At 52.7% G+C, this 601-nt stretch carries 1 rRNA gene; it reads left to right on the top strand.

Features of this window, described 5'->3' with window-relative positions:
* Positions 1–229: 229 nt before the first annotated feature.
* Positions 230–601 (top strand): 16S ribosomal RNA (locus EKK30_RS02190); the annotation flags it as partial.

Genomic DNA, 601 nt, shown 5'->3' with positions numbered 1-601 from the left:
CTCTTTGACAATTGAATTTGAAGGAAGGGAAACGCAGACGGCGGGGTCCTGGCGGACTTTCGGTCGAAAGACTGATCGTCATAACAGACTCTGGAGAACTCTGCGTTTCAAAGCCATCACCGTGATCACGTTTCGGGAAACCGGAGCGGAAATCATGATGTGAAGGTGCCCGTTACGTAGATGATTCCTTGGATTAACTTCCAAGCCAAAAAACCAGAATCAAATCTTTCAACTTGAGAGTTTGATCCTGGCTCAGAACGAACGCTGGCGGCAGGCCTAACACATGCAAGTCGAACGCCCCGCAAGGGGAGTGGCAGACGGGTGAGTAACACGTGGGAACCTTCCCTATAGTACGGAATAGCCCAGGGAAACTTGGAGTAATACCGTATACGCCCGAGAGGGGAAAGATTTATCGCTATAGGATGGGCCCGCGTAGGATTAGCTAGTTGGTGAGGTAATGGCTCACCAAGGCGACGATCCTTAGCTGGTTTGAGAGAACGACCAGCCACACTGGGACTGAGACACGGCCCAGACTCCTACGGGAGGCAGCAGTGGGGAATATTGGACAATGGGCGCAAGCCTGATCCAGCCATGCCGCGTG

This window comes from Hyphomicrobium sp., from assembly GCF_003987855.1.
Classification (GTDB): domain Bacteria; phylum Pseudomonadota; class Alphaproteobacteria; order Rhizobiales; family Hyphomicrobiaceae; genus Hyphomicrobium_B.
Note: the sequence above shows the minus strand (reverse complement) of the source record. Positions and strands in the feature narration are given on the sequence as shown.